Annotated in this window: 20 protein-coding genes; 5 read left to right on the forward strand and 15 right to left on the reverse strand. The window is 40.6% G+C overall.

Annotated features, from left to right (window positions below; genetic code table 11):
• Window positions 1–73: 73 nt before the first annotated feature.
• On the reverse strand, window positions 74–1,060 hold the full coding sequence (locus SYJ56_RS14085) for an aldo/keto reductase (RefSeq protein ID WP_323835112.1): 987 nt from the start codon (window positions 1,058–1,060) through the stop codon (window positions 74–76).
• A 166-nt stretch (window positions 1,061–1,226) separates the two neighbouring features.
• Here SYJ56_RS14085 and SYJ56_RS14090 point away from each other — a divergent pair, with 166 nt between their 5' ends.
• Complete coding sequence (locus SYJ56_RS14090; RefSeq protein ID WP_323835114.1) at window positions 1,227–1,619, forward strand: Dabb family protein; 393 nt, start codon at window positions 1,227–1,229, stop codon at window positions 1,617–1,619.
• A 55-nt stretch (window positions 1,620–1,674) separates the two neighbouring features.
• On the forward strand, window positions 1,675–2,994 hold the full coding sequence (locus SYJ56_RS14095) for a S41 family peptidase (RefSeq protein WP_323835116.1): 1,320 nt from the start codon (window positions 1,675–1,677) through the stop codon (window positions 2,992–2,994).
• 23 nt (window positions 2,995–3,017) lie between these two features.
• Here SYJ56_RS14095 and hisIE read toward each other — a convergent pair whose 3' ends face one another.
• From hisIE to SYJ56_RS14120, 5 genes are all read right to left on the reverse strand, one after another.
• On the reverse strand, window positions 3,018–3,617 hold the full coding sequence (gene hisIE, locus SYJ56_RS14100) for a bifunctional phosphoribosyl-AMP cyclohydrolase/phosphoribosyl-ATP diphosphatase HisIE (RefSeq protein ID WP_323835118.1): 600 nt from the start codon (window positions 3,615–3,617) through the stop codon (window positions 3,018–3,020).
• Between the two features lie 157 nt (window positions 3,618–3,774).
• Window positions 3,775–4,530: an imidazole glycerol phosphate synthase subunit HisF gene (gene hisF / locus SYJ56_RS14105; RefSeq protein WP_323835120.1), complete on the reverse strand. Its 756-nt coding sequence runs from the start codon at window positions 4,528–4,530 to the stop codon at window positions 3,775–3,777.
• 203 nt (window positions 4,531–4,733) lie between these two features.
• Window positions 4,734–5,453, reverse strand: a complete 720-nt coding sequence (hisA, locus tag SYJ56_RS14110; RefSeq protein WP_323835121.1) for a 1-(5-phosphoribosyl)-5-[(5-phosphoribosylamino)methylideneamino]imidazole-4-carboxamide isomerase — start codon at window positions 5,451–5,453, stop codon at window positions 4,734–4,736.
• Between the two features lie 109 nt (window positions 5,454–5,562).
• Entirely contained in the window at window positions 5,563–6,159 is a 597-nt protein-coding gene (gene hisH / locus SYJ56_RS14115; RefSeq protein WP_323835123.1) for an imidazole glycerol phosphate synthase subunit HisH, read from the reverse strand.
• Between the two features lie 88 nt (window positions 6,160–6,247).
• Window positions 6,248–7,027: a phenylalanine 4-monooxygenase gene (locus tag SYJ56_RS14120; protein WP_323835125.1), complete on the reverse strand. Its 780-nt coding sequence runs from the start codon at window positions 7,025–7,027 to the stop codon at window positions 6,248–6,250.
• A gap of 108 nt (window positions 7,028–7,135) precedes the next feature.
• On the opposite strand from SYJ56_RS14120, the gene SYJ56_RS14125 reads away from it, so the two are divergent.
• Window positions 7,136–7,456 carry a hypothetical protein gene (locus tag SYJ56_RS14125; protein ID WP_323835127.1) on the forward strand — a complete coding sequence of 107 codons (321 nt, stop codon included), beginning with the start codon at window positions 7,136–7,138 and terminating at the stop codon, window positions 7,454–7,456.
• Here SYJ56_RS14125 and SYJ56_RS14130 read toward each other — a convergent pair.
• On the reverse strand, window positions 7,448–8,083 hold the full coding sequence (locus SYJ56_RS14130) for an alpha/beta hydrolase (protein ID WP_323835129.1): 636 nt from the start codon (window positions 8,081–8,083) through the stop codon (window positions 7,448–7,450). The genes SYJ56_RS14125 and SYJ56_RS14130 overlap by 9 nt on opposite strands.
• A 555-nt stretch (window positions 8,084–8,638) precedes the next feature.
• Here SYJ56_RS14130 and SYJ56_RS14135 point away from each other — a divergent pair.
• Window positions 8,639–9,367, forward strand: a complete 729-nt coding sequence (locus SYJ56_RS14135) for a lysophospholipid acyltransferase family protein (protein WP_323835131.1) — start codon at window positions 8,639–8,641, stop codon at window positions 9,365–9,367.
• Here SYJ56_RS14135 and SYJ56_RS14140 read toward each other — a convergent pair.
• The 4 genes from SYJ56_RS14140 to SYJ56_RS14155 all read right to left on the reverse strand — a co-directional run bounded on the left by SYJ56_RS14140 (window position 9,354) and on the right by SYJ56_RS14155 (window position 14,330).
• The gene (locus SYJ56_RS14140) at window positions 9,354–10,007 is read right to left on the reverse strand and encodes a hypothetical protein (protein WP_323835133.1); all 654 of its coding nucleotides are present in this window, start codon (window positions 10,005–10,007) and stop codon (window positions 9,354–9,356) included. The genes SYJ56_RS14135 and SYJ56_RS14140 overlap by 14 nt on opposite strands.
• Window positions 10,008–10,016: 9 nt before the next feature.
• Complete coding sequence (locus tag SYJ56_RS14145; RefSeq protein WP_323835135.1) at window positions 10,017–11,384, reverse strand: pyridoxal-phosphate dependent enzyme; 1,368 nt, start codon at window positions 11,382–11,384, stop codon at window positions 10,017–10,019.
• Between the two features lie 596 nt (window positions 11,385–11,980).
• Complete coding sequence (locus SYJ56_RS14150) at window positions 11,981–13,621, reverse strand: putative ABC exporter domain-containing protein (protein WP_323835137.1); 1,641 nt, start codon at window positions 13,619–13,621, stop codon at window positions 11,981–11,983.
• Window positions 13,614–14,330 (reverse strand): ABC transporter ATP-binding protein, encoded by a 717-nt coding sequence (locus SYJ56_RS14155; RefSeq protein WP_323835139.1) that lies wholly within the window; start codon window positions 14,328–14,330, stop codon window positions 13,614–13,616. Before SYJ56_RS14155 ends, SYJ56_RS14150 begins: the two co-directional genes overlap by 8 nt.
• Window positions 14,331–14,439: 109 nt before the next feature.
• Between SYJ56_RS14155 and SYJ56_RS14160 the strand changes: the two genes are divergently transcribed.
• Complete coding sequence (locus SYJ56_RS14160; RefSeq protein ID WP_323835141.1) at window positions 14,440–15,045, forward strand: outer membrane beta-barrel protein; 606 nt, start codon at window positions 14,440–14,442, stop codon at window positions 15,043–15,045.
• Window positions 15,046–15,095: 50 nt separating this feature from the next.
• Here the strand turns inward: SYJ56_RS14160 and SYJ56_RS14165 are convergent, their stop codons facing one another.
• From SYJ56_RS14165 to SYJ56_RS14180, 4 genes are all read right to left on the reverse strand, one after another.
• Complete coding sequence (locus SYJ56_RS14165; RefSeq protein ID WP_323835143.1) at window positions 15,096–16,022, reverse strand: aspartate carbamoyltransferase catalytic subunit; 927 nt, start codon at window positions 16,020–16,022, stop codon at window positions 15,096–15,098.
• 2 nt (window positions 16,023–16,024) lie between these two features.
• Window positions 16,025–16,573, reverse strand: coding sequence for a bifunctional pyr operon transcriptional regulator/uracil phosphoribosyltransferase PyrR (gene pyrR, locus SYJ56_RS14170; RefSeq protein WP_323835145.1), 549 nt, complete (start codon window positions 16,571–16,573; stop codon window positions 16,025–16,027).
• Between the two features lie 34 nt (window positions 16,574–16,607).
• On the reverse strand, window positions 16,608–18,230 hold the full coding sequence (locus SYJ56_RS14175; RefSeq protein ID WP_323835147.1) for a transcriptional regulator: 1,623 nt from the start codon (window positions 18,228–18,230) through the stop codon (window positions 16,608–16,610).
• Window positions 18,231–18,341: 111 nt separating this feature from the next.
• Entirely contained in the window at window positions 18,342–18,740 is a 399-nt protein-coding gene (locus SYJ56_RS14180) for an EVE domain-containing protein (protein WP_323835149.1), read from the reverse strand.
• Between the last annotated feature and the right edge of the window lie 240 nt (window positions 18,741–18,980).

Here is an 18,980-nt window from a genome sequence, read left to right on the forward strand (position 1 = left end):
TTAGAGAATCAAAACTCTAAAGTCAAAACTATAATGAATCCCTCCGGCGAAAGTCGGGGGGATTTTTTGCTTTCTACCAAAGATGGTGAACCTCCTCCCGGATATGGTTATCATACACTTTTTTCACTGCTTGCATTTGCACTGGGGTGATTTCAGGAAGTTGTCCCGCCTTTACATTTGACTCCAATTGAGACAATTTGGAGGATCCGGGAATTACAACACTCACCTCATCAAACATCAATATCCAGCGAAGTGCTATCTCCGCCAAAGTTCCATTTCCTTCAAAAATACGCTTTAACTCCTCGAGAGCTGGAAATGCTATATCCAATGGTACTCCAGAGAATGTTTCTCCCTTGTCAAATGCCTTTCCTTCACGATTAAAGTGTCGGTGATCATCTTTGGAAAAAGTAGTTTCCGGGGTGATTTTTCCTGAAAGTAATCCACTTGCCAAGGGAACACGAATAATTAACCCTATATTTTTGGAAGCTGCTAGCTTAAAAAGCTCTTCTGAGGGTTTCTGTCGAAACAAATTGAAAATCACCTGAACACTAGAAACAATGTCATATTCCATAGCTAATTTGGCTTCCTCAACTTTCTCCACACTCACGCCCATTGCAGCTATTTTACCTTCCGACTTCATCTTTTCAAATAAGGTGAAGATTTCATCACGGTGATAGACAGCGGTAGGCGGACAATGCAGCTGAATCAAATCCAATCGATTCAGTCCTGTATTGCTTAAACTATCCTCTACATGGCGACGAAGCTTCTCGATAGTGTAAGTTTCATTGATATGAGGTTGGATTCGCCTGCCACATTTGGTAGCCACGTAGATTTTCTCGGATCTTTGTCTTACCGCTTCGCCGACAGCTGCCTCACTTAGTCCAGCATCATAGACATCCGCAGTATCTACAAAGTTTATCCCATGGTCAAACGCGGAATGCAATATTTCTTCGGCGATTTTTTGGTCAAAAGGCTTTCCCCATCCGCCACCTATTTGCCAGGTGCCAAGACCTACTTCAGAAATTTTCCATCCGGTTTTTCCAAGAGTTCTGTACTTCATTCTACCGCAGATTTATATTAAAAAGAAAATAAGGATTTAAAAGGAAGGCTAAAAACTGCCTGATTATCTAAAAGTAATTTAAATTTTTATCTTTAGAATCACGGTTCGAACTGATATTTGTCCGTTAGAAAAAACCTATTATCTCTCTGGCCTAAAACCAATACAAATGAAATCAAGAAGACAATTTATCAAAACCATCGGCGTGGCAGGTGCCACCGCTGTCTTACCAATATCCTCAATCGCTAAAGAAATGGCAAAACAAAAAATGATTCATCAAGTTTATTTTTGGCTACATGATACTGCCAATACACAAGAATTCCTTACCGAAGCTGTTCCGATGCTTGGCCGCTGTAAGACAGTAGGCAAATTCATCGCGGGTACACCTGCAGCCACGGAAGACAGAGACGTAGTGGATCATAGCTTCCAAGTAGCATGTACGGCTTTCTTTGATAGTTTAGAGGATCAATTGGTCTATCAAACAGATCCTACCCACTTGGAGTTTATCGAAAAGTATTCTCACATGTGGAAAAAAGTACAAGTTTACGATATCGCGATCTAATCTTGATCTAAAAGCACCTCTCACTCGTAGTTAACTACAGCTAAGTCTGATAATTATGAATAACTCAAAATGGATTTACTGTATGTTAATTTTGCTCATCTGGTCATGTAATCCAAAAGATGAGATAATTCCAGACCCACAATCTGCAAAAGTGAGAGGTGCTATTCTTGAATCCATGGAGGAATGGTATTACTGGACCGCAGAACTGCCAGCTGCCATCAAGACCTCCGACTATAGCACCAATCAAGAGCTCTTAGATGCGCTTATTTTTAAACCTCTAGATCGATTCTCATACCTGACTACACAGGAAGCATTCAACAAAGCATTTGTAGGCAAGAATGCGGGACATGGGTTTGGGTTTGCCTTCGATGCTACTGAGAGACTGTATCTTACTTTTGTTTATGATGAGTCCCCTGCGGGAAAAGACGGCTGGAAACGTGGCTGGGAGATTATTGAAATCAATGGAAAGGCCATCTCAGATTACAGAAATTCTTCTGGAGGATATGATTTTCAATTAGGAACCTCAGATCCAGGAATCACAAATTCCTTCACTTTCAAATTGCCTGACGGTACCAATACCACGCGTACAAATGTAAAAGAAGAGTACCAGTCAAACTCAGTTTTGCATCAGGAAATAATCACCCTTGCTGACAAAAAAGTTGGGTATTGGGTGTTTCAGAGTTTCAAAGCTACAGCCGGACAATCACCAACCAAAAGCCTAGAGGTGGATGAATCCATGAAATTTTTCGAAGAGGCTGGAGTAGATGAATTGATAATAGACCTGAGATACAATGGTGGTGGCTCGGTAGCCGTAGCAGAGCAAATCAACAATTACCTGATTCAAGCTTCGAATTCCAACAAACTGATGTACACTAATAAACTGAATTCCTTGAAAACGGATATTCAGAAAAGTGTGGATTTCAAAAAGGCAGGAAGTTTAAACCTTGACAAGCTGATTTTCATCACTTCACGTGGTACAGCTTCAGCTTCGGAATTAGTGATCAATTCGCTAGCTCCTTATTCTGACATCACATTAGTTGGGGATAACACCTATGGCAAACCAGTTGGCTCATTTCCCCTTTCTAGCTACAATGAAACCTTAAAGGACAACAATGTAGAGTTAGTTCCTATCACTTTTGCCACTGCTAATTCTGAAGGAAAAGCAGAATATTTTGATGGTTTTCCAGCTGACTTCGCTGTCGGAGATACTCCCCAATTCAATTGGGGAAATCCTAATGACCTGCGCCTAGCTGCTGCTCTGAATGTTGTTGAAAATGGTTTTGTCAGTGGGAGGCTTTTAGATACTTTCTACAGACCAAAGTGGGAAATGATCGATCAATTCAAAGGTTTGCAGCAGGAATTCCCTGCTTATTGAGGTAGCCTTTGATTTTCAGGATTCTATTTCTTCCTGTGTCTATCGATTAGTACATCCATTACTTCATCCAGCTCATAACCTTTAGCTTCAAGCAACACTAAATAGTGATAAAGCAGATCAGCTGCTTCCCCCATAAATAGCTCTTTGTTGTCATCCTTAGCCTCGATCACTATTTCCACAGCTTCCTCTCCTACTTTCTGAGCAACCTTATTGATGCCTTTGGCAAAAAGTGAAGCAGTATAGGACTTATCTGTGGGATTGTTTTTACGGTCCTTGATAATGGTTCTCAATTGATCGATAAAGCCTGTTTTTGAAGTATTGATCTCATCAAAGCACGTATCTGCTCCTGTGTGACAAACCGGTCCACGAGGATTCGCTTTCACCAAAATAGCATCTCCGTCACAATCCACTGCGATTGAAACCAACTCCATAAAGTTACCGGAAGTCTCGCCTTTGGTCCACAGCCGATTTTTACTACGGCTGAAAAAAGTCACCATCCCAGACTCATTGGTTTTAGCTACCGCCTCCTCGTTCATATAGCCCTGCATCAGGACTTTCCCACTTATAGAATCCTGCACAATTGCCGGAACCAAACCATCCATTTTCTTAAAATCTATGTTCATTGTCTAACCTTTGAGGTTTTCAAAACCTCGAAGGTTTTGACTATTTTCAACTATTTTGTCCTTTTAAAGTTTATATACTTTTAAGGAAATACTCTAAAATCATTATAAACCTTCGAGGTCCCCCCGATAGCTTTCGGTATAGATCTCAAAGGTTCTTTCACTTTCTAATACTTATTCCTTCACTTCCCAAATATCCTTTCAATTCGGGGATACTTATTTCTTTAAAGTGAAAGATACTTGCCGCCAATGCAGCATCCGCTTTGCCAAAGTTAAACACATCTTTGAAATGTGGCATCGTTCCCGCACCGCCTGAAGCAATCACCGGAATGGAAAGTGCAGATGAAATCTCTGCCAAAAGCTCATTGGAGAAACCCGCCTTCGTGCCGTCATGATCCATGGAAGTAAGCAAGATCTCTCCTGCTCCCCGATCACAGACCTCCTGAGCCCAAGCCTGTGTTTTCAGCAAAGTTGCCTTTCTTCCGCCATGCGTATGTACAAAGTCAATTCCATCCACATTTCTAGTATCAATGGCGACCACGATGCATTGGGAGCCGAATTCAGCCGCCATTTCATTGATGATCTGAGGATTTTTTACCGCTGATGAATTAATGGAGATTTTATCTGCTCCGGCATTTAGTAATACTTTCACATCTTCCACCGTAGAAATCCCTCCACCAACTGTAAAAGGGATATTGATCGCTTTAGCCACTTTGGTCACGAGTTCGGCCAATGTTTTACGTTTGTCCACCGTAGCTGTGATATCCAAAAACACCAGTTCGTCCGCTCCTTCATCAGAGTAGATTTTTGCAAGCTCCACTGGATCACCTGCATCCCTTAGCTCCACAAAGTTGACTCCTTTGACAGTACGTCCCTCTTTGATGTCTAGGCAGGGGATTATTCGTTTAGTAAGCATTATTTAACTTCACCTTTAAATACTTCATTATTCAGCATTCTAAATTACGAGTTACGATATTGGATGTACGGCATTGATTTGAACCCCAATCGACATTCTGTAATCTATATATTTTTAAATTGGTTGGATTGAAAAGTGAGAGTAGCATTGGCGAAAATCTCGTAAATCGTAATTCTAAAATCGTAAATATCAATATGATCTTTTCATAACACGAAAGCAGCCAGTTCCTCCAGCGTCACTCTTCCCTCATAATATGCTTTTCCTACAATCGTCCCATATACTCCAATTTTCTCCAAATCTTCCAAATCTTTGACTGAGGAAACTCCCCCACTGGCAATCAATTTAACACCAGGAATTTCTTCTAAAATCTCCTTGTACAAATCGACAGAAGGCCCTTGTAATAACCCATCTTTCGCGACATCGGTACAAATCACATAGTGAATTCCTTTGGTAACATAGTCTTTGATAAAAGGAATCAAATCAACTGTTGTAGTCTCTTCCCAACCTCCCACAGCAATTTTTTTATTCTTGGCATCTGCTCCAAGGATGATTTTCTCAGAACCATACTTGGTAATCCATGCTTCAAACAGCGCAGCATTCTTCACAGCAATACTTCCTCCTGTCACTTGCTTAGCTCCCAATGTAAAGGCTTTCTCAATTTCCTCATCCGCTTGAATGCCTCCACCAAAATCAACCTGCAAACTTGTGCCGGCACTGATCCGCTGCAAAACATCCGCATTCACAATCTTTTTGGCTTTGGCACCATCCAAATCCACCAAATGTAGACGACGAATACCCACTCCTTCAAAGCGCTTGGCCATTTCCAATGGATCGTCATGGTATTCTTTTTTGCTGCTGTAATCGCCCTGACTTAGTCGGACACATTTGCCTCCGATGAGGTCGATAGCTGGGATTATTTCCATTCTGTAAGTAGTTAGAGTCAAGACACAAGATTCAAGACTTTCACAGTTTAAGGTTTGAGTTATAATTGAGCCAACTCCCTCCGCCGCGGCGGAGGGCGAGGGGATTTATTTAGATTGAGAGAAAGTTCTCTAATAATTTTTCGCCTACCAATCCACTTTTCTCCGGGTGAGCCTGAATGGCATAATAATTATCCCGATGGAGTATGGCGGAAAAATCATGGATATAATGCGTCTGGGCAATGGTCAAATCGCTCAACTCGGCAAAGAAGCTATGCACATAATATACAAATGGCTCAGCCGGAAGATCTTTTAAGAGTGGATTATCAACCATGTTTTCCAACTCATTCCAGCCCACATGCGGCACTTTGAATTCCTGAGAATTTTCCGGCACAAATCGCTTCACCTTAACAGGGAAAATCCCCAAACATTCGGTATCATTTTCCTCTGAATGCTCACATAGGAGTTGCAAGCCCAAACAAACACCCAAAAATGGTTGTTTGATTTCAGAAATCAATTGATCAAGCTTTCGCTCTTTTAAGTATCTCATGGCAGAACTTGCCTCTCCCTGACCGGGAAAGATCACTTTATCAGCGGCACGGATTTTTTCAGGATCATCGGTCAATTCAGCTTCCACTCCCAATCGCTCCATTGCATAGAGCACCGACTGCACATTGCCGGAATTATATTTAATAACTGCTATTTTCATGTATTGTCCGATGTCCGATGTCCGATGTCCGATGAGTCTGCACCGGTCATCGGTCACCCGACTTTTTACTTTTCACTTCTTACAAACTTTACTCTTCTTTCCCCACCAGCATCTCCTCCAGCACTTCCTCAATTTCCGGTAGCGACTCGTAAAGCTGCTCATAATTCTCAATCACAAAGTATTTATCCTGAAAGCGATCTTTCCAGTATTCCTGATTCAGAATCTTACGCACATCGTAATCGAAATGGGCAGGTTCATTTGAAAGGCTGAATTTAGTCTCTCCAGCCGAACTTAGGATGCCTGCACCGTATATTTTTAACTCACCTTCTTCTTTTATTAGTCCAAACTCGATAGTAAACCAGTAAATCCTACTCAGCAACTGGATTGCCCAAGGATTGTCTATATGCTTTAGGGCAATTCCAGAGAGGTCTTCCAAAAAGTCCACATAGGGCTGATTTGTTAGCAGTGGCATGTGTGCAAAAGCGTCATGAAACATATCGGGTTCCTCCAGATAATCCAGCTGCTCCATGGTACGAAGCCAAGTGGAAGAAGGAAACCGTCTGTTATTCAACAGTCCAAAAAACAAGTCATCGTCAATCAGCCCCGGAACTACATGCACTTCCCAACCTGTACTTTTCGCCAAAACTTGGTTCAACTGTTCAAAGTTGGCGATTCTATCAGCCGTAAACTTTACCAGCTTCACTCCTTCCAGATAAGCTTTGGACGCAGCTTTCGGCAAATTAGGCATTTGACGTTCGAAGAGAATCTTCCAGACTTTAAAATCCTCCTCCGTGTACAATTCATACTCCTGCCTTAGTTTTTGGAGTCTCGGGTCGGTAAAGACCCAGTTTTTTTGTTTTGTGTTCATGTTCATGGTATTTGGGTATATTCTGCTTTTTTATTCACTCTTGTCCGTTGTCCTGCTTCTACAGAAGCAGGATTGATTTTCAATACTTACTTCATATCTCGCCGTGGTTTGTGTCCCCACAAACCACATGATCCCAATCCTTATTATTCTTGCTCCCCGGTTGTCCTGCTTCTTCTGAAGCTAAACTTTGTCCGTTGTCCTGCTTCTACAGAAGCAGGATTGATTTTCAATACTTACTTCATATCTCGCCGTGGTTTGTGTCCCCACAAACCACATGATCCCAATCCTTATTATTCTTGCTCCCCGGTTGTCCTGCTTCTTCTGAAGCTAAACTTTGTCCGTTGTCCTGCTTCTCCCGAAGCTGGACTGACTATCAAACCAGGCTTGATCTCTGCTGCTTCTGGAGAAGCAGCAGAACTATCAGATTAAGTCTAGCTCCCCATTTATGATCCGGCTTATTTCTACTGCTTTATCTACAATCATAAAATGTTCTCCACTTTCAACCACTATCGAATTTTCATTCTTAGCCGGGGGTATAAGTTTATCTCGTGCTCCTTCAATTTTTAATACGCTATTCAGTCTTTCTTCATTATTCCAATTCAATAGCTCATTTATAGCCCACTTTGTGAAACTCAAATTAGTATCATTCAAAATTTCGTATAGCAAAGTCCTGTTTTTTGCTCCAAAAAGGTAAGACGTCAACCTCCTTGGAGGATTAAAGAACCTAGTCGGTAATAGCTTTATAACCCCAGTTTGACCAATAGTTTTAAAAATTGGCCTTAAATCTTTGTATGTCTCTGCAGAAGAAATGAGAATAGTTACTACTGGGTTTAAGTACTTACTTATTTCAACAGCAACGAGGCCTCCAAAACTTACCCCCAAAACACCAAACTCTTCATTTTCATCTATTTTGCCTGAAAGCCTTAAAGCATATAATTCAATTGACTCATCTATATATGGCTCTATCCAATCAAGTGCAATAAATTGAGCATTGAGGGTTAAATTTTCAAATACCCTTTTATCTGCTCCCAATCCACTTATTCCATAAATTTTCACTTCATTATAATTTGATTAAATTAAGGATCGATACGTTTTTCACTTGTCCTGCTTCTCCAGAAGCTGGACTGATTTTCAATACTTACTAAATATCTCACATTTTCATTCTGCTTCTGGAGAAGCAGCGTAGCGCTAGAAACAAAAAGGCCTATCCCGGAAGGAATAGGCCTCTATATTTTTTACCAAAAAACCATAGCAATCCTACCCCTTCATCGAAGATGGTGGTAAGAATGATGCACATAGGTTCTTGGAGTTGGATTCACTTGGAATATTACTCTTATAAATGGTATAGTAGAATGCTTATTAGCATTTCATTCCACTAATTTAATGATGCTTTTCTTGAAAACAATCTTTTACAACAAATCAAATCCCTATTCATAGTAAAACCTGCTCTGATCCAAGCGATCAGCTTTGCTGGGTGGACAAACTGATTTTCCTCCAAAAAAAACTATATTTTGTAAGGCATACAAAAAAGTAGAGCCCCCGAACGCTCGGAGGCTCCTGCAAGCAAAGAGTGAAGATTAAATTTATACCCAAAATTACCATTTCCCTCGAATGATAAAAATCATCCAAGCAATATTTACCATTTACTCCATTGTGCTTTTTTTCACACTGCTCCTGATCCTAGGGCTTTTTATAGTCATCCCTTTGAGCATCAGTCCAACAGGAGGTAAACTATCTTTTTTATTTATTCGAATTTGGGCACGAGTTTGGTCTTTTGGCTCAGGGATACGCTATGAATTCCATGGACGAGATATTATTGATCGCACCCAACCATACATCTATATCTTTAACCATCGCTCATTCTTAGACGCTGCAATAATCCCGCTTGCCATTCCTCAGCCAGTAAGAGCATTGGGAAAGAAAGAATTATCCAAAATCCCATTCTTTGGTTGGGTGGTGGGTAAAGTAGCCATCTGGGTAGATAGAACAGATGCCGAATCAAGAAGGAAAAGCATAGGTCGGTTGGTGACTTTTCTTAATCAAGGAATCTCAGCAGTCGTTGCTCCTGAGGGTACACGAAATGATAGTGAATCCGCTCTCCTTCCATTCAAATCCGGGGCATTTCGACTTTCAATAGAAACAAGAATTCCTATCCTGCCGATAGCCGTGATCGGCGCAAATAAAATCATGAAAAAGGGATCACTTTTGATCAGTCCGGGCAAAGTCAAAATTTATTATTCTAAGCCTATTTATCCTCCTTCCACATCTGATAATGCAGTCAACGAACTCTTAGAGAAATGCCAATCGAGACTGGAAGCTATGCTTCTCACACATGAATGATATTATCCTTCGATTCCTCCACAGCATCAATAGTCAGCTCTTCAAAAAGAATATAAACAGCAAGATAAGTCATTGGAATCGTTACGAAGATCCCAACAATCAGAAAGAGTAATCCTGCAATATTGAGCGCCAATAATGCTAGACCAAACAGAAAAAATTTCAGCCAGTTCGTATGAACTAGTTTACGACTCAGCTCCATAGAAGTCCAGAAATCAAACCCTCCAAAAATCACAAATAGAAGGCAAAACATGTAGCCAATGAGTAAATAAATTCCTGGTACCACAAAGCATATAATCCCGAGTACAATCACAATGGAGCTAATGAGGTTAGCAGACATTAGATTCCACCAGTATTTGAAACCATCAAAGTAATTCTGAAAATCAATATATTCTTTTTGGCTTTGGCGGTTTGCCACTAAGTAAAATCCACAGACTAGTGGCGGAGCCAAAAAGATAGTGTAGAGAAATGTGAAATCTTCTAAGTAAACAGTGAATCCAGCCTGAACTGCCCCTATCAAAACCATATATCCCACATGGAACAAAGCCCGGGATTTAAACATCTCCCAGGCTTTGCTGAATATTTCTCCAATATTAAAATCTACTCCCGAATCGATGATTCGTAGAATTTTACCTTGATCCATTCAATTAATTTACTTTGTAAAAGCTTCTAATATATCATGCTTAGTAATGATGTGAATCTGATTTTGCACATCACGCACGAGTACCGCCTTTTCTTTTTCTACCATAGATGAAAGCACATCCAGCGTACTATCCAGAGCCACAAAATGCATGGAATCTTCCATGACATCAGCAACATTTGCATCTTTCAGAGATGGGTTATCTATGATTCTTGCCAACAATTTATTATCTGTCAGGCTTCCAACTACTTCTCCATTTTCCATCACAGGGATCTGGGAGACACTTGTCTTATTCATCAAACCGATTGCTTCCTTCACTGAGTCGGTTTTCAACGATGAAACCAACGTATATGCTCCATTCCGCTGCGCAATGATATCTCTTGCCGTAGAGAAAGTCTTGTCTTCCAAGAAACCATGATTCCTCATCCACTCGTCGTTGTAAACTTTGCCTAAATAGCGAGTACCATGATCAGGAAGAATTATTACCATCTGATCACCTTCTTTCAAATTGTCCTTTGCCCATTCCAAAGCTCCATGTACGGCCGATCCACAAGACCAACCTACAAATAAGCCTTCTTCCCTAGCCAATCGACGTGTCATCACAGCCGAATCCTTGTCTGTCACTTTCACAAAGTGGTCGATCATATCAAAGTCTACATTCTTTGGAAGAATGTCCTCACCAATCCCTTCAGTCAGGTATGGATAGACTTCTTTCTCGTCAAATATCCCAGTCTCTTTATACTTTTTGAAAACCGAACCATAAGTATCAATTCCCACAGTCACCACATTTGAATTCTGCTCTTTCAAATATTTCGCTGCTCCACACATAGATCCACCGGTTCCTACACCAGCTGCATAATGCGTGATTTTGCCATCAGTATCATTCCAGATTTCAGGCCCAGTCGTCTCGTAATGAGCGGCTGTATTGGATAGATTGTCGTATTGATTTGGGTAAAAAGAATTCGGAATATCCTGATTCAATTTCTTTGCAATGGAATAATATGACCGTGGATCTTCTGGGGATACGTTTGTCGGACAAACGATCACTTCCGCCCCTACAGCCTTGAGAATGTCTATTTTCTCCTTTGACTGCTTATCCGCCATGGTAAAAATACACTTATAACCTTTGGCAATTGCCGCCAAGGCCAAACCCATACCAGTATTTCCAGAAGTCCCTTCTATGATCGTTCCTCCTGGCTTTAACAAACCTTCTTTTTCGGCATCCTCCACCATTTTGATCGCCATACGATCCTTCATGGAGTTCCCAGGGTTGAAGTATTCTACCTTAACCAAAACCTCTCCTTTGATGTGTTTGGCAAGTTTATTCAAGCGGATCATCGGGGTGTTTCCGATGGTATCGATTATTGAGTTGTAGATCATAGTCGGTTAAAATTGGTAACATAAACCTGAAATATGCATTAGAAAATCTACTCCGGCTTCAATCTGCTTCAAAATCAGCCGAACTTTTCGATCTTACCGTATCCGCCTCGGCGGACTCGATCTCCAAAGTGACTGATTTTCTTGCTGTTTGAAACCTCGCTACGAATCCTAATGCATAATCCAGGTTAAAATTACAGGAATTTTCTTGCTGATGCGACTACTGAAAAGTTAAAACAGAATAAAATTCGGCTTTTCTAATTCAAAAGCTGAGAAGATGTCAGACTACTTTCTAAGGTTTCCGCTAGCTATTGACACTTCTCTGGGACTTGTTTAGTTCAAGTCTCCTGACTCGAACCTATGTCAATGCAGTCTCGACACTGCCCTAGAAAAACCTTCATGAAGATGGACTTTCTAGAAAAAAGCCATTCGTGCGACACGAACGGCGGCGATGGAAAAACTTTCATTTAGGTGAACTTCCTTCCTGAAAGAGAGGCACAAACAGAGAATAAAAGTTCAAATTGGATCCAGCTTCTGGAGAAGCAGGATAACATGGCTGAGCACTGCAAACTGCGACTGAATACAGTCAACTGCGACTTCTACATCTCCTTGAATTCCAGTCGCTTCAATACATCCAGCGTCACATGCATGAGTATAGCAGCTACGAAAAACATCCCAAATGTTCCTCCAAAAAGCGCCCAGACGAATTGTTTGGAAACTATAAATGCGACAATACTAAAAGCAAATGCAGGCACAAAACCAAAAAGAATAATCCCTCCTATCATAAATGGTTTGATCAACTTCCTGTCCCAGCCCTCATCTAAGGCTATTTGAGGTATTATATTAATACCGAAGCCGATGAGATACACTTCCAGTGTTGCAAACAAGAAAAGTGGAATGATATACAAGTTTAATCCTGCTATCAGCACAGAAGGAATAATCAATGCCAAGCAAAACAAGCCAATCTGAAGGATATCCAGCTTAATCATATTCCAAAACTTAGATGGCCAGGAAGCAGGAACCAATATGAAAAAGGGTTTTTTCAGGTCTCCTACATTTGCTCTGCCTATTCCCGCAAAGAAATATATAAACAGCATTATCAGTAGATATCCATACAAGAAGTAGTGTGAAAACCATTCAAATATAGAAAGTACAGACAGCACTACTCCTACCCCAACCATTATCAAAGAATACAGCCCAAAAAGCGGATGAAAATCCTGCCGTGAGCTATGCACATAATTCCTCCAGTAAAAAGCCTTGGCTCCCGTTCCAAAGTCTGGAAGCGCAAGTTTCTTTTTTGAATTCAGACTGTAGGAGCTCTCCTCAACGTGCTTTTTACCTTTAACTTTCTCAAGCTTTTCTTCATTAGACTTGGTCGCCTCCAGCACGTCTTCGTAATAATAGCCTGCAAAGCGAATGACCAACTTTAAAATAACAAAGTAAGAAATGCCATAAAGGAATATAAAACCTATAGACAAAATCAGATTGTCATGAGAAAGATAACTTGCAATTCCGCGACTCCATCCCACGATAGGAAAGAAATCAAACCAAGGAGAGGTAATCCAAGCAAACATTCCCTGCCAAAATTTTTCTGCCAATAGGCCTGGAATAATAATCATCCCAGAGAGTAAAACCGCCAATACTATCACTCCAGTCCGGATGTATTCCATTACATCGTACTTGCTATTCAGCGTGTAAACCAGAAATTTGATAGGAGAAACAATAAAAAAGAACAAGGCAAAAGCCAGTGTCAGGAATACAAAATTCGCGACAGTCAAGTCAAACGTGTCGATAGCCTGGCTGGACGCATAAGCCACAAAGATGATTGCACCACCCAAAGAAGGCAATATAGACCGTCCCATGTAATAAATCAGGATATTTTCCGGCTTAACGGGCGCGGTAAAAAGCAGATTCACATCAGCCATTTTAAAAAAGCTAACATTGTTTTTTGTAGCTCTAAAAAGCTGGTAAATAAGAATAACCAAGGCCAGTATTGTCACTCCACCGACTATATTTTGCATCGCAAAATTCACTTCAGGAATGCCATTGATATCCAATGCTGGCATTTCCTGAGCAGACTCATCCTCATCTCTGTTCTTTAGACGTAGGTAATACATAAAAAATATATAGCCTGCAATACCTGCATACGGTAAAAGCCGAAGAGGATTTCTGAGTATTAGCTTAATATTATTGATCAGGATGAAAATATCCTTCCTGAATAATAGTCGGATTTCATTCATCTTTAGTCATTTCTAAAAACAAGTCTTCTAATGAAGTCCCTTCTTCTTGTACAAATTGCTGCTTAAGGTTCGAAATCGTGTCATTGCCTACTATGTTGCCGTTTTTCAGAATCATCACTCTGTCTGCTATTGACTCTACACTATCAATCAAATGAGTGCTGACTAGAATTGTCTTTCCAGCTTCCTTTAACTCTCTAAAAATCTTTTTGGTGTTTTTGATAGCTTTAGGATCCAAACCAATCATCGGTTCATCGAAAAACAATACCTGAGGATCAGGAAGTAAAGCACAGCAAATGGATACCTTTTGGCGCATGCCTTTAGATAAGTCTCGCCCGAGTTTGTCTTTTTTATCTGCCAACTCAAATATCTCTAAATACTCATCGGCTTTCTGCCTCCACTCTTTCACTCCATAAGCCTGAGCTATGAACTGCATATGCTCATGCACCGTTAGCAGATCATAGACATAAGGCGTCTCTGGAATGTAACTAAAAAGCCGCTTTGCCTCCACACTCAAATGATCATGTCCTCCTAAAGTAATCTCTCCTGAGGTCTTGCGAAGCAAGCCCACAATGCATTTCATTGTCGTACTTTTGCCTGCTCCATTTGGTCCCAATAGCCCTACTACCTCTCCTCCTTGCAGTTCAAATGAAATGTCGTTGACAGCGTTCTGCTTGCCATAGGTTTTTATGAGATTGATTACGCTTAGCATAAAAGTGAATTTGAAGCCAAAACTAACCTGCTTAGTGATAGGTTACGAATTTTTGGAATCTTTTTTGAAGTGAGTTTTTAAATGAATTCATCTCCTTAATCGCTCACCTATGAAAAAGATTTTTGCATTGCTCCTTTTCATTGCAATTTCAGGAGCCTCAATGGCTCAGCAATCCGGCAGGTTCAGAATTGATCTGGAAGCAGGCCCAGCTATCCCAAAAGGAGGGGGAATTGGTGTTTTATTTAATGTTGAACCAAAAATCAATGTAGCCGATAATGTGTCAGTGGGAGTTAGATTCGGAACAACAGCCTTGGCAAAGGATGTCACTTACTATAACATATCTGAAGATTATGAAGGAGAGATAGCTGGAAACATTTCTGTATCAGGCACTTTTGATTACTTTTTTCATAGAGAAGGAAGCAACCTTGCTCCCTTCATCGGTGCTGGTTATGGTTATTATGCACTAAGCAATATTGAGGTAAATAGCGATGACTTTAACTCTCCGGATAATTTCGGCGACTTGGAGGCTAATTTCAAATGGGCACCAATGGTAAGGGCAGGAATAGAACTTGGAAAATTCAGAATGGGAGCTGAATATAACTTCATACCTGCTAGTAATTTGCAAAATGCCTCTGGTGAAATAATCGGTGAGGCTATCAATCAATACTTTGGATTTACCTTCGGCGCATTTATCGGTGGAGGTAGATGGAGGTAAATGATATTAGATTTGGGATGTCAGATCTATGATTTGAAATCCAAATCATCTTATCCTTTAGTTCCTGCAAGTAAGTAAAGTACAGCCATTCTGACTGCTACTCCATTTTGCACTTGCTCTAGGATGATAGAGTGTTCCGAATCGGCCACATCCGAGCTTAGTTCCACACCACGATTGATCGGACCGGGATGCATGATTACAATTTCCTTATCCAACTGGCTCAATAGCTTCTTATTGATTCCGTAATAGAGTGAGTACTCCCGTAAACTTGGGAAATACTTGATTTGTTGTCTTTCTAGCTGAATTCGAAGGACGTTAGCCACATCGCACCATTGCAGTGCTTTTTTTACATCCAGTTCTACTTTCACCCCAAGACTGGCTATGTATTTTGGGAGCAAGGTAATAGGCCCGCACACCATCACTTCAGCTCCTAGTTTTTGCAGACAAAATATATTAGAAAGTGCAACCCTGGAGTGCAGTATATCTCCAATAATTGCGACTTTCTTTCCTGCCACGTCTCCTAGCTTTTCTTTGATAGAGAAAGAGTCAAGCAGCGCCTGAGTTGGATGCTCGTGAGTCCCATCTCCAGCATTGATAATATTTGCATTTACATTTCGTGAAAGAAAATGTGGTGCGCCAGGACTAGAATGTCTCATCACCACCATGTCAACTTTCATGGAAAGGATGTTATTCACTGTATCAACTAGTGTTTCCCCCTTTTTCACCGAACTATTTGATGAGGAAAAATTCACTACATCCGCCGAAAGCCTTTTTTCGGCAAGCTCAAAAGAGAGTCTTGTTCGGGTGGAATTCTCAAAAAACACATTGGCAATGGTGATATCACGAAGAGATGGTACTTTTTTGATCGGGCGATTGATCACTTCTTTAAAATTTGCCGCTGTGTCAAGAATAAGCTGGAGATCATCTTCTGTCAGATTCTTGATTCCAAGTAGATGTTTCGTACTGAGTTGCGACATGGTTAAGCTTTAACTTTCTCTGTGATCCAAATTGCGTCTTTTTCATTCCCATTCTCAGCCCATTCCACTAGCACATATTGGCTTTCCAGCGTATGCACACGAATACCATAATAATCTGGCATGATAGGATAATCCCGGGTGAGTTTTCTGTCAACCAGCACCATAAGCTCTACTTTCTGAGGTCTGCCAAAAGCAATCATCGCATCCATCGCAGCACGGACTGACCTGCCTTTGTACAGTACATCATCGACCAAGATTACTTTTTTACCTTCAACCAGAAAGTTGATTTTGGTTTCATTTGCTTTGAGCGGAAAATCTCTCCTGCGAAAGTCGTCTCTGTGAAACGTAGCGTCGAGATATCCTGAAGGAACTTTCACCCCGGATATTTCTTCCAGAAGATTTACGATTTGATCCAACAATATTGGTCCTCTAGGCTGTAAACCTAAAAGTACGGTGTTGTCAAAATCATCGTGATTTTCTATCAGTTGATGACAGAACCGTCTGAGTATGATCTTAATCTGTCCTTCGTCTAAGACTAGCCTTTTTTGCATGGGGTAGATTTGCGGGTAAATATAAAAAGAAAATCTAGTCTGGTAGACCTTCTGGCTTATACAAATCCCCATCTACCACTATTTTGGTAAGAAAGTAAACCCCTCTGGTCTCATCAGTACCTGCCTCATTTAAGAATCGGACGCGCTGTGTACCAGATAGCAAATAGTATCTGTCGTACCAATGAATCAATTTCAAGCTCTCCTCATTGGTATCTCTAATTCGTTCATTTTTATCGACCAAACCCAATTCAAACTCCTGATTTTCAAATATCCTTTCTCCATTTCTGAAAAAACTCAGCCTGATAGTCTCGTTTTCTACAAACATGTGATACAAATCCTCTCCCACTACTGCCACTTCTCCGAATGCTTCAGGATAGTTAGTTACCATTTCATTATAAGAAATAGCATTGTCCCAAAGCACCTGACCTGTCTTGGCTACTTTCGCAAAGTGCGCAGAAATATATCTGTACTCAGGAACTGTTTGGTAATTACTAGACATTGGGAAGCGATTAGCCAAATATGGATCATTGTAGATAGTCGTTCCCATTCTGCTCCACCTGTCGTATCGGTAGCCTCCTGTAGGCGAATACCTCCCGTTTTGGTATCCAGACCGACTATTGGATACCGTATATTGATCAAAGTAAACGTAGTAGGCATTAGGGGTTTGGCGTACATCGCGGATTGAGTACAGGCTATTAATGCCTGGGATCTTCTCTCTATCTAATTCCTTTTGGATTTCATTATCTCTTTTTCCTTTCGACTTTTCGTTGAGGTAATTGTAGAAATTTGGAAAATCCTTCAGGGTGTAAAGTTTGAAATCAAACTCTCCAAATTCATTGATATCCATAATGTACATGCCTTGATAGGTGTTTCTTCGGTCCAGTCCAAATGCCCCTATCATTGCTTCTTGATAGCTCCCCGTGGACAATAAAATCCCATCCATAATCTCCTGCCCCTGATCGGCAAATTGATCAACTTTCACTTCCTGAATGACATTCCCCAACATATCATAGGAATTGATAATCAAATCACGATTTCTATACGCTCCCTTCCTGCTCAATACCACTTCCAATGATTTTGTTTCTGGCTTTTTACGTATTTGAAGAATCTGCGTGTCGTTCCCATAAATTCCTTGCAGAGTATGGACACTTTTGGTTACCAAATCATGAATCTGCAAAACCGGTCTACTATCCGAAGTCCCCATGAAAATAGCTTTTTGATCCTGAACCAAAAATTCCACCAACTCCATATTTAGTACATTATCGACTACAGATTCTAATCCTTTTTTGGTTTCCAAATCCACTTGAAGCAAATACTTTTCTGAATTCATAGCGTATCCTTTAGTGAAAAGAATAAACAGATGGTTCTTATCAGTATCATAGCCCAACATATCATACCCTTCCTTTACAGGAAATTCTATCAAGCCATCCGCTGAATTCAGCGAAGAGTCTACGACAAAATATTGAAATACCCGTCTCAAATTCAGCCCTTTCTCTGGAAGAGTCCGAAAGCTAACCAATCCAGATTCTGAGTCAATCATCTCAAACAAGGGATCATTCAGATCAGAGGTCACTTCATAGCGCTCAATGAATCTGAGCTGCGCAAATACCTGCTGTCCAAGAATAAAAAGAAATAAAATTAGAACTGCTTTTTTCATCTGTTTATAATTGTTTTTCAATGGTCATATAGCCTGTCCCGAACTTGATTCGGGAGAATCTCGCAGGGCAATAATAATACCTACCATTGACGTTCTTAGTCATGCTCGATTTCATGAACCCATTTTTATAAGTATTTCAAACTCTTCTTTACTAACTGGTGATACTGACAAGCGGGATTGCTTCAGCATAGGTAAATTGGAAAGCCTGTCCTCGGCTTTGATTGCTGCTAAGGGAATAGTCTTTTTCAACTGGCTTTTCACTTTCAATTTTACTGCCGTCCAAGCTTCATCTGCTGGGTCAGGAAACTGCTCTTGACTCACTTCAGCTATACCTACAATGGCCTTTTCTTTTCCGCTGTGATAAAAAAACACCAAGTCTCTTAACTGCATTTCCCGAAGAAAGTTCCGAGCCTGATAATTCCTCACACCATCCCACACATCTTCATCTTTTGCAACGAAATCATCCCAGGAATACGATTCTGGCTCAGACTTGACCATCCAATAGTTCATACTATTTGTTATTTAAAAGTTACAAGCAATTGATTCACATAAGGTAAATACATTCTCTCAATTCAAAAGCCCTGAATAGGAGAATGGATCCTGCTCCATTCCAGCATTTTGCAAATATTGGCTTATGGAAAATCAAATTTCAATTTTAAGTTAAGCCTTAGCCCCTTAAATTGAAACATTATTTCAAGACATTTGTCTGAATACATTCACACAACCCAAGAAATTTTGGATCACAAGACT

It is taken from the genome of Algoriphagus aurantiacus, assembly GCF_035156405.1.
In the GTDB taxonomy this organism is placed as follows: domain Bacteria; phylum Bacteroidota; class Bacteroidia; order Cytophagales; family Cyclobacteriaceae; genus Algoriphagus; species Algoriphagus aurantiacus.